General features: G+C 43.0%; 6 protein-coding genes and 4 pseudogenes. 5 read left to right on the top strand and 5 right to left on the bottom strand.

From position 1 onward, the window contains the following. Positions 1 to 386 (top strand): annotated as a pseudogene (locus tag GVO62_RS14725) (hypothetical protein); the annotation flags it as partial. Positions 387 to 663: 277 nt separating this feature from the next. On the opposite strand, the gene GVO62_RS14720 reads toward GVO62_RS14725, so the two are convergent. Then, positions 664 to 1,665: a hypothetical protein gene (locus GVO62_RS14720; RefSeq protein ID WP_159119874.1), complete on the bottom strand. Its 1,002-nt coding sequence runs from the start codon at positions 1,663 to 1,665 to the stop codon at positions 664 to 666. A 48-nt stretch (positions 1,666 to 1,713) separates the two neighbouring features. Between GVO62_RS14720 and GVO62_RS14715 the strand changes: the two genes are divergently transcribed. The 3 genes and pseudogenes from GVO62_RS14715 to GVO62_RS14705 all read left to right on the top strand — a co-directional run. After that, complete coding sequence (locus tag GVO62_RS14715; protein WP_159119873.1) at positions 1,714 to 3,087, top strand: radical SAM protein; 1,374 nt, start codon at positions 1,714 to 1,716, stop codon at positions 3,085 to 3,087. Next, positions 3,084 to 4,670, top strand: a complete 1,587-nt coding sequence (locus GVO62_RS14710) for a DUF1223 domain-containing protein (protein ID WP_159119872.1) — start codon at positions 3,084 to 3,086, stop codon at positions 4,668 to 4,670. Before GVO62_RS14715 ends, GVO62_RS14710 begins: the two co-directional genes overlap by 4 nt. 419 nt (positions 4,671 to 5,089) lie before the next feature. Beyond that, positions 5,090 to 5,770, top strand: a pseudogene (locus GVO62_RS14705) (glutamate-1-semialdehyde 2,1-aminomutase); the annotation flags it as partial. 310 nt (positions 5,771 to 6,080) lie between these two features. Here GVO62_RS14705 and GVO62_RS14700 read toward each other — a convergent pair. Both GVO62_RS14700 and GVO62_RS14690 read right to left on the bottom strand, forming a co-directional pair. Continuing rightward, positions 6,081 to 6,648: pseudogene (locus GVO62_RS14700) on the bottom strand (transposase); the annotation flags it as partial. After that, positions 6,629 to 6,784, bottom strand: a complete 156-nt coding sequence (locus tag GVO62_RS14690) for a hypothetical protein (protein ID WP_159119870.1) — start codon at positions 6,782 to 6,784, stop codon at positions 6,629 to 6,631. The gene GVO62_RS14690 and the pseudogene GVO62_RS14700, both read right to left, overlap by 20 nt. Positions 6,785 to 6,971: 187 nt before the next feature. Here GVO62_RS14690 and GVO62_RS14685 point away from each other — a divergent pair, with 187 nt between their 5' ends. Continuing rightward, positions 6,972 to 8,813: a methyl-accepting chemotaxis protein gene (locus tag GVO62_RS14685; RefSeq protein ID WP_159119869.1), complete on the top strand. Its 1,842-nt coding sequence runs from the start codon at positions 6,972 to 6,974 to the stop codon at positions 8,811 to 8,813. Between the two features lie 56 nt (positions 8,814 to 8,869). On the opposite strand, the pseudogene mrcB reads toward GVO62_RS14685, so the two are convergent. Beyond that, positions 8,870 to 10,813, bottom strand: a pseudogene (gene mrcB / locus GVO62_RS14680) (penicillin-binding protein 1B); the annotation flags it as partial. Then, on the bottom strand, positions 10,726 to 11,052 hold the full coding sequence (locus tag GVO62_RS14675; RefSeq protein ID WP_236547178.1) for an IS66 family transposase: 327 nt from the start codon (positions 11,050 to 11,052) through the stop codon (positions 10,726 to 10,728). The gene GVO62_RS14675 and the pseudogene mrcB, both read right to left, overlap by 88 nt. Positions 11,053 to 11,111: the final 59 nt, after the last annotated feature.

Here is an 11,111-nt window from a genome sequence, read left to right as displayed (position 1 = left end):
CACCTGACTTTAAGACCATTGCTGATTTCAGAAAGGATAACAGTAGAGCTATTCAGCAAGTCTGCAAGCAATTTGTGTTGATATGCCGTGAACTAAATATGTTCACCGATGCTATCGTGGCTGTTGATGGCACTAAATTCAAAGCCTGCAATAACATTGCTAAGAACTACTCTCGCGGTTTGATTAAGTCGTGTATTGAAATCACAGAAAAAGACATCGCAAATTACCTGATGGAGCTGGACAGAGCTGATCGGCAATCTCGAACTGCCGACACAGAAAAATTAAAAGGTAAGCTGGAGAAGCTTCAATCACGTTTTGAGAGTGAGAAAGCACTTTCTGAAAAGTACCCGTTTAACACGCGTTCAATTAGCCTTAAATACATCTGACACGGTGGGGAGTACATAGCGTTAATATTTCTCATACTCGTAGGAGGCTGAATCCAGTCGAATTCTTTTTTTACCTGCAGCAGTAAACCGCTGCCGATAACAATCACAACAGGGATAAAAATGACTAAAGACAACCACAAATGCAGGCTACGGCTTAATCTTCGCAACGTAGAGGACATGTAATACTACCTTAAATAACCGCAACTACTGTAAGGCAAGTTTTAGTAAAAATGCTAGTCGGTAAAGCGCGGTAAATCGTCGTTCTAGTTCATTTGCACTAAGGTATTGCTGGGTGGTTGAAATGCAGACGAGTATCACAAGTGAGTGAGACCACTGACGCTGTAACGGTAAGCGTCCCTATATGCTGCCATAACGCGCTATCAACGCCAGCCTCATTTTCATTAGCCGCGTGTATTTCCCATTTGATTTCATGGTTTGGGTAATGAAAAACATTGAGCTCTTCTCGAAAATCGTCTTTATCGACATACACCGTGTCTGGTGAGGGGATGAGTTTTAGCCAGCGGGGCGCATAAAAAGAGCGCTTTTCAGCCTTTTGAGTGTTTACTGGTGCATTGCGCACATCCACTTTTCCTATGTGTGAAACCGGTCTAAACCTCGCGTTAGCCCTATCTTTACTGAACACTTGATCGGCTTGTTCTAAGTCGCTTTCCAAACGGTAAGCTGTCAGCAATTGACTAAATGGCGGTAACTCACCCAGTGCAGGTTCATTTGTCATGGCTAAACGCAAAACTTGCTTTGTTTTTGTGCCCCCCAGAGAGTGCATAACAAAGAGGTTCTCTGTCGATATGCCATCTGCATGCGAGCCTGGAAACAGCTTTATTGCCATGCCAAAGGCTCTTTTATCTTTTTGCTTTGTGCCGCTTAAGCTAACAGAAGCACGCACAATAACCGGTATATTGGTGCTACTGGCGTAAAGCCCAGAATAAGGACTATCGTTTGCTATACGCCAAATCCCCGCAAAACAAATACCGTTGGCTTGTAGCAGTTTTTGTTTGGTTTCTAATTCAACAAAATCAGCGTTACTCGACAGCGTGCGCTTTGCATGTTTTAAAAGGATATTTTCTCTGCCTTTGTCAAAGAGATCGCGACTTACTTCATACTGTGGAGGAAAAGGGTAGGGGTCTGAAAATACTTCTCGCACTACGTGATCATAATAACGCTCTGGCGCGTCTTTAGACTGGCTATTTTCCAGCGCGCTACAGTGAAAATTCGTAATTAGCAGCGTAAAAAAACACCAAGCAGTGAAAGAATTTCTCATAGTAAAAGGTCTTTTTGATTATGTTGCAGTTTTTAAAGGCGCTTCGTCATGGCGTGTTCACCAGTTAAAACAAGAGAACAACAACTGGCTCATACCAGACAACGCATGGGTGAACATTTCACTCCTAATCAGTTACTTGGGCGCACACATACAATAGGGTGCGTCGCTGTAGAAATCACACAAAAGTGTAATCTAGATTGCACCTTATGCTATTTGTCTGAGCATTCGCAAGCGGTTCGTGATATTCCCATTCAGGAAGTTTTTCAACGGCTGGACAATATCCTTTTGCACTACGGGCCTGGTACTAGTGTGCAAATTACTGGTGGCGACCCTACGTTGCGCAAGCACAGCGAGCTCATAGATATTGTGGCGTATGCTAACAAGCTTGGTTTGCATACGGCGCTATTTACCAACGGTATTGAAGCCTCTCGAGCGCTGTTAAAAAAACTCGCCAAAGCAGGGCTCAATGACGTTGCATTTCATGTCGACACCACGCAAGAGCGAAAGGGGTATGACGACGAACGCTCACTTAATGCCATAAGAGAAGAATACATTGCCCGCGCGAAAGGGTTGGGCTTAATGGTCATTTTTAATACCACAGTTCACAACGGCAACTTTGCAGAATTACCCATGCTGGTGGACTTCTTCGTTAGACACGCTGACACGGTGAGTTTTGCTTCACTTCAGTTGCAGGCTGAAACTGGGCGAGGAGAGTGGGGGGCTAGAAACGATGTGGTAGACCCTTTAACGGTTAAAGGCGCAATTGAAAGTGCAATTAATAAGTCTCTACCTTGGGAAAAGGTACGCATTGGTCACAGTGATTGTCATAGTTATATGCCCACGTTAGTCTCAAACAACACGGTGTATTCTGTGGTTGATGATGCTGCATTGTTCGCCCAATTTATAGAAGACTTTAAGCATATTCAAACGACTCGACAGGATGGAACGTGGCGCATCATTGCAGACTATACCAAGGCATTGCTGGCGCAACCGCGGTGGATTGGTCGCCTTACAGAAGCTGCGTGTAAAAAACTATTTGAAATGCGTTCTAGCCTCATACGTAGTGCGGGCAAAGTGCATAAATTGTCTTTTTTTGTTCAAAATTTTATGGATGCCAATGGGCTGGTTAAGGAACGCGTTGATGCCTGTTCTTTTATGGTTATGACCGCAGATGGACCTGTATCAATGTGTCAGCATAATGCACAACGTGACGACTACATTTTAAAGCCGCTTTCCTATACTAATGCAAGAGGACAGGTTAAGCAGTACGAACCGTTGAGCGAACGTTACAAAGGCGAGCGTTATAACGGTGAAAACATTATTCCGATAACTGTTCTCAGTGGCGATTCGCCAACAGCTATGTCGAAAGACACCAATGAGAGCACGCAGCAAACACATTTTACCGGGGAAAAAGCCCTATGATTAAACCTTACGAAACATCGTCATGGTCTAAAGTCGCCTTCAAAGTATCGACATCATTTTTACTTTTCTTGTCTCTCACACTGGTTTACTTGCTTCCGGCATCAAACGTTAGTGTTGCCGCTTCAAATGATACTGCTTTGCAAATGAAGCAAGACTATCAAAAAGCACTAGAGGACTGGGCGTATGTGCTTAAAACCTATGTAGATGACCAAGGGCGTACAAACTTTAAAGCGTTATCAAAGGACATGGCAAAGCTTGAAAATGTCGTTTCGTCTATTGGCGCGGTGAGCCCGAGCAAAACGCCTTCATTGTTTCCTACACCTGAAGCTGTGCTGGCTTATCATATCAATAGCTACAATGCATTGGCCATGTACGGGGTTATTGAACGAGATATACCGGATGGCTTTACCAGCTTTTTTTCCCGGGCTAGCTTCTTTAAGTTTCGCGATGTTGTTATTGGTGGCGACGAGACGAATTTATACGACTACGAGAATGACGTGATTCGACCGCTTAATGAGCCTCGTGTTCACTTTGCGCTTAACTGCATGGTAAAAGACTGTCCAAGGTTACCCCAAGAGCCGTTTTATGCCGATAATCTAAATGAGGTGCTTGAAAGTTTAACGGTGGAGTTCTTTGCTAAACCTAAGCATTTTTATTTAGATAATAAAGCAAAACGTGCCTATATTTCTGAAATACTCGACTTCTACACAGAAGACTTTGTCGACTCTGGCAAAGCGCGAGATTTACCGCAGTACATTAATCGATACCTTACAACGCCTATACCGAGCGACTATAAAGTACGCTTTATTGACTATGACTGGCATATTAACTCAACAGACACGATAAATGCGTATAATTCTGAAATAGAGGGTGAAGGTGGCAATAAAAGAGAAGAAAAGGCAATAACGCTTTACAGCTCAACGTCGCCAACGACGGTACTAGAAATCTACACCTCACAAGGTTGCAGCAGCTGCCCGCCTGCTGAAAAATGGCTGTCGACAATGGTAGATAGTACCTCTCTGTGGCAGTCGCTCGTGCCTATTAACTTTCACGTGGACTACTGGGATTACTTGGGTTGGAAAGACCCGTTTGCTAACAGGGCGTTTAGTGTAAGACAGCGCGATTACAAACGCGTGGGAAAATCAAAAACCGTAGGTACACCAGGCTTTGCGCTTAATGGCAAAGGATGGAATGGATGGTTTCGAGGTCAACCAATACCTCAAAGCGTACCTATGTTAGCAGGATACTTGGAGGCTGAGGTAGGAAACAGTCAGATAGACACTCAGTATGTTAAATCGCAAGATGGCTTTGAAGAGAGTGACTTAGTCGCGCACGCGGCGTTACTCGGGTTTGGTATTAAGACCTCAGTAAAGCGCGGCGAGAATGCAAACAGGGTGTTAAGCCATGACTTTGTGGTTATTGATTATGTCAAAGCACCTATGGGGGAATTAGAGGGAAAGCACGGTGCATCACTTCCTATTCCTGAAAATGACGATGTTGAAACCACGAGAAGAGCGTTAGTGCTGTGGGTGTCGACGCGACAAGACCCAACGCCATTGCAAGTCGTGGCCGACTGGTATTAAGCATTGCTAAAGATCATTGCTTGCATAACTGACGCGATCATTATCAATAAAATTTTGTCATATTTGGACAAGCACAATTTACCGGAAGCGAGCAATAATCCCCGTACGCCGCCACTTCGTGCGCCACCAAGCATTGACGCATTCAGCGATTATACCATTCAACGTGACTTCGACTTTGGTGCATGAACCACAAAAACCTACCATTACTTAAACACGCAAATTGTTGGGGTGAGGGCTTTCACATATCTTATTGCAGATTTCAGTACCAAAGACCAGTTAACTTGCCTGTCTTGATGACAACTACTTCACTGATTTCTGAAAAGTACCCGTTTAACACACGTTCAACAACACGCGTTCAACTAGCCTTAAATACATCTGACACGGTGGGTAGTACATAGCGTTAATATTTCTTATACTCGAACGGCCTTAGCTATGGCGCGCCAACTGAAGCTGAAATTTTAATGGCTGAGAAAGTAAAAGCGCTTGTACCATCAATTGAAAAAGTACGCATGGTTAGCTCAGGTACCGAAGCAACTATGAGCGCAATTCGCCTAGCGCGTGGTTTTACTAATCGTGACAAAATTCTTAAATTTGAAGGCTGTTACCACGGCCATGCCAACTCACTTTTAGTTAAAGCGGGCTCAGGTGCATTAACTATGGGCGTGTCTAATTCACCAGGTATTCCTGAAGACCTTGCTAAACACACATTAACAGTATCGTTTAATAACATTGAAGAAGTGAAGGTTATTTTTGAAAAATACGCTGACGAAATTGCCTGTATTATCGTTGAACCAGTAGCGGGTAACATGAACTGTATTCCACTTGTTGAAGGCTTTTTAGAGGGCCTGCGCGCAGTATGTGATGAATACAAATCGGTGCTTATTTTTGACCAAGTAATGACCGTTTTTCGTGTGGCTCTTGGTGGTGCACAAGCGTATTACAACATAAAACCTAACCTAACATGTTTAGCTAAAGTAATAGGCGGCGGCATGCCGGTAGGCGCATTTGGCGGCAAAACTGAAATTATGGATTACATTGCTCCTGTTGGCCCAGTATATCAAGCCGGAACACTGTCTGGTAATCCAATAGCTATGGCTGCAGCAGAGCGCTGTTTCGCAAAACTTTAATCGCAAGCATTGCCTAAACGGGGTTTATATACCTACTTTTAAAACAGGCAATCAATACTAAAGATTGAAAAAGCCCTTTAAGGGCTTTTCAGATTGATGATAAACCCCTCTTTTTTCGGAGGGGTTTATTTTTTTGAGCAGCCGAAGGCTGCGATCGGGATATTTTTTAATGAGGCGTATTTGTTTGAGTGTTGAGTTCTTAGAGGGCAATAAGCGAGTTATTTACTGGATTAACTGGTATTCGAACGAGATTTGAGTGTATTTAGGCTTATGCAGCCTTGGCTAAGGCCATTTTCTTCATGTTTTGGCATGCAGCGGCGAGCAGACACTGCATCGAGACCTTACTTATTCCGCGATAGCGGCAGTATCGATGTCCATAATGTTGTTTTGCGTCAGCGAAGCTTAGTTCTACTGTTTCAGCTCGCGTTCGATATTGCTTCTTACCCCACTCACTTAACCTGACTTCATTCGCGTTCTCAATACTCTTTTGCCAGACATGGCGAGTAATGACTTTGGCATGATTCTTACTGTTTGTGCATTGCGTGCGAACGGGGCAGTTTATGCTTTGCTTTGCATCAGAATGGTACTGTCGGTAGCCTTCGCGATTAGTGGTGTTGTAAGCAATAATCTGGCCTTGGGGGCAAGTGTACGTATCAGATTCTGTGTCGTATACATACTCACACTTAGCGAAGTAGCTTTTTTTTCGTAGGGCGACGATACCCCATTACACCAATCAGTTGACGCTCTTCGAGGTGATGACACACCGCGGCGGTGAAGTAGCCCGCGTCTAGACCAACGGCAATATGGTTGAGTTTGAAGGTGTCTCGGGCTCTATCGATACGCGCAATAAAGGTGAGCCACTTCATCGCGGATAAACTCAAAATCTATCGCCATATCAATCAAACGAACCAAGTGGTCTTCTGGCACCAGTTCATTGATATATACGGTTTCAAACTCGTATTGTTGTGGGTACTTTGGGGCAAGCATGGTGAACACTCCGAATTTCACTATGCCTATTAGATCAAAGCCCCAGACTTTCGTCTAGGGCTTTTTCAACAGTTTGAAAAGCCCTCTAAGGGCTTTTTTTATTTGTAAATAGATATAATTGAATGATATTTAAGCATAACAAGGTCTACTTATCTTCACCCTGCTTTATTAAATACAAGAGAGTCTTATGTCTGGATTACGGCAGTTAGCTGCGCCTGCAGTGCGCTTAATGGCGAATTTAAAATACAAAATTAAAATAAGCATCACGTTTGGCATTCTCTTGATCCCACTAGCACTAAGCATGTTTTTTTTGGTGTCGTTATTGAGTAAAAGTATTGATGTGTCGAAAATGGAACAGCAAGGTTTAAAAGGCTACCGGGCAATACTTACCAATCAAATACAAGGGACAACCGATAAAAATATAAATGTGGCACGCTCGCTGGGCTTTAAAATTAAAGACAGCGAAGTAGACGATGTGCTTGAACTTGTGTCTATTCAATCTAACTTAGCGCTAGATAGCGAACTTGCCAGCGCCTATTTAAATCGTGCATTGGTAACCCGTGTCCCTGCTTTTATCACTCAAATAAACCTAACTGCCGCGAGCGCAAATACAGTACTGAACAATAACCAATTTACACCAGATACCTTTATTGCACTTTCAAACCTAAGTAAATCGTTACCCCAATTTGAGCAGCAACTTTTAAAAACACTAGCTATTGCAACGTCAGCGGATAAATCGGTAAATAAAGCGCTTTTTCCCACTTTAAATGAACTACAAAAATCAGTCTCAGCATTTAAGAACGCGATAGATAAAAAGCTACTAGAACCCGACGATATAGAGTTAACTCAGCGTGAATTTTCAGCACTCACTGACGATGTTCAAAAAAATATTAGCACTTTAATCAACATCAGTATTCCAACTCTAGAATCGTTAATTAGTAATAAATTACAAACCCAGCAGTGGACCCGAAACACCGTATTAGTTGCCTCAATAGTGAGTTTATTATTTGCACTTTATTTAATGGTTGGGTTTTATTTTGCAGTCGTTGATACCATAAGTCGCTTCACTAAAGCAGCCACTAAAGCGGCTAACGGTGACTTGAAAGCAACCCTTAACTCAATCGGGAAGGACGAAATGAGCGTTATTGCTGAGCAATATAACGCTCTACTCAATGCCTTTTCACATTTACTTTCAGATGTTAAAACCAGCACAAAAGCACTCTGCGATGCCACTAAGTCTCTTTCGCATGCCAGTAGCCAAACCAGCGACGACGTAATAAAACAGCAAACGCGGGTAAATGCAATTAGCCATGCATTAAGCGATATGGCGCAAACTGCACATACAATTGAAGAATCGGCTCATCAAGCAACCCTCACCGCTCAAAATGCCGCAGAGCATGTAAAAGAAGGGTCGAGCAATACCATGGAGCTTGCTCAATATATGCAAGATTTAAAAATGGAGTTTACCGAAAGCCAACAAGCACTCGACCGACTAGCCCAAGATAGCCAAGAAATAAGCAAAGTCAGTAAAGGGATCAGTGAAATAGCCGACCAAACAAACTTATTAGCGCTAAATGCAGCAATTGAAGCGGCCAGAGCCGGTGAACACGGACGAGGTTTTGCGGTAGTCGCAGATGAGGTAAGAACACTTGCGTTACGTACTCAAACACAAACACAAGAAATTCACCAAATTATCAGCTCTCTGCAAAAAGCATCTGACGATACACAAGTTAAAATGCGTTCAAGCGTTGAAAAAATGGAGTTATCTGTTGAAGCCGCAAACCAAACAAATACGGTACTGCAAAGTGCGGAAAGTAGTATGGGTGATATAAAGCATCAAGGCGAGGTAATCGCTGAACGAGTAAAACAACAAGCCAATGCGACAACTCAGGCTCTAAATGACTCGCAAGAAGTTAATAACTTGGCTGACCACACACTCGTCTCAGCACAATCGACGCTGCAAGACGCGGAGCAGCTCTCACGCTTATCGAACGACTTAACAACGTCAATGCGCTTTTTTAAATCTTAGTTATTAATATCTATAAACAACACAGCCGCTAAATAGCGGCTGTGTTGTTTGGGTTGTCATTTTATACAGCGCGGCCTTGGCTCAAATTCACTCACTCTTAATGGAAGCTGTATCACTTTGCCACATCCTAGCGGAGCTTGTTTACCTGTGCGCTCGTTTACAAAAGCCTAACGAATTGAAGGTGGACGAGTATCAGCAATAGCTTGTGGGTTAAGTGGTTTTAAATAACGAATATAAGCCTCAAGCGCCCCTACGCTGCCAGTTAAACCTATGCTTATATTATCATCGCGGCCAAGCCATGCAACAGTTACCGTATTTTGGTCAAATCCAGCAAACCAGCTGTCGCGCAAATCGTTGCTGGTGCCAGTTTTGCCAGCTAATTGAATAGACGGAAAGTGTAAGTTTAACCCCCTTGCTGACCCGTCTTTTGTTACACGCTTCATTGCATATTTGGTCATGTACACAGAAGCTTCCTCAAAACGAGGCTCTGCACTCACATGATGTTTATATAGCACGTTACCTACCGAGTCGGTAAGTGCTGATATAGACGTCAACTTCTTATATTCGCCATCATTTGCTATGGTGGTGTAAAGCTGGGCAACATCAAAACTAGATAACTCTAAAGCACCTAAGAGTAAAGACGGGTATTCATCTATTTGATCTTCCACTCCGAGTGATTTAAGCGTGTTTGCAACTTTATCCACTCCTATATCTAAGCCTAAATTAACAGCAGGAATATTAATACTATTACTAAATGCTTGATAAAGTGGGATTACACCACGGTATTGGCGATCAAAATTTTCAGGTTGCCATACATTACCTTCTTCGTTTATTACCTGTAACGGAGAATCATCAAGTAATGTGGCTAAATTATAATTTGGTGATTGTAGTGCTGTTAAATAAACTGCGGGCTTAACTAAAGATCCTATATTTCTCTTTGTATCCAGCACTCTATTAAAGCCTGAATATCGAACGTCACGCCCTGCTACAAGGGCCGATACACCCCCCTTATGAGTTTACAGAGATAATAGCCACTTCAAGTTTATCTGTTTTAGGGCGTTTCTCTAAATACGGTAAGCTTTTCTCAACCGAATTTTCCATTGCTGTTTGTTTTTGTAAATCAAAGTAAGTAAAAACTCTAACGCCAGCATCTAATATTTGCTGATCGGGTAGTAATTTATTTAATTCACGGTTTACCAATTCTAAACACCCTGGGTATGATTATTGTAAACTTTCTTTCATTGGCGCAATGTCTATTGAGCGCTTTAGCGATGCTCGGTATTCCTTTGTACTTATTAATTTGTTTTCTACCATAAGGCGAAGCACTAAATCGCGACGCTCCATAGTGCGCTCTTTATAACGGCGAGGATTGTAATAGGACGGGCCCTTTACCATAGCTACTAGCAGCGCTATTTGGTCGTATTCAAGCTCATCAACGGGTTTTGAAAAATAAAACTCAGACGCCCAGCCCAGCCCATGCCATGCACGCCTTGGTTATACGATTGCCCTAAAGAAACCTCGTTTAAGTAGGCCTCTAATATTTGGTCTTTTGAATAACGATAATCCAGAATAAGCGCTATAAACGCCTCACTTATTTTTCGCAGCAGCGAACGTTCACGGGTTAAATATATATTTTTAGCGAGTTGCTGCGTTAATGTACTACCGCCTTGGACTGTTCGCCCTGCTCTAATATTGGTATACAAAGCGCGTAAAATAGAAAAAACAGAGACACCGTGGTGCTCATAAAAATTACGGTCTTCCACCACTAGCAAAGTGTCTTTTAACATAGCAGGAAACTTATCAAGGGGAACAAATTCCCTATCTTGCTTCGAATCGTTACCAATGCGGGCTATTTGAACAGGCTCTAATCGAGCGTTGTTCAAGCGCCTACCAAATTTATCTTTTACAGAGGCTACCTTTTGCCCTGCAAAACGCAGTTCAACAACCTTAGACTCCTCCAGCCCATCATAAAATTCAAACTCACGTCGATAATTTTTAATTGGCGCTCATAGGCATAAGCTAAAGCTTTGCTGAAAGGGTCTTTAGGCAATAACTCTGGGCGTTGGCGTTGCTCGTATAGCCAGTTGAATAATGCAGCAATGGTAGGCTCGCTATGTTTGAGCCGATATTGGACGGTATCGTCAGCGTTAAGCGCGTGTTTTCGTATGTGCGCTTCCAGTTTATACAGCTTTTGGATTTCAGCCAAGGCGGTTTGCGCCTCTTTAGGATGATAATCCAATGCTTTTTCGAAGTGACGGCGGGTGTGTGCCCAACACGCTGCATGGGTGATGTGTTGGC

It is taken from the genome of Alteromonas sp. KUL150 (assembly GCF_009811475.1).
In the GTDB taxonomy this organism is placed as follows: Bacteria; Pseudomonadota; Gammaproteobacteria; order Enterobacterales; family Alteromonadaceae; genus Alteromonas; species Alteromonas gracilis.
The sequence above is the reverse complement of the archived record's forward strand: the minus strand, read 5'-3'. Positions and strand labels throughout refer to the sequence as shown.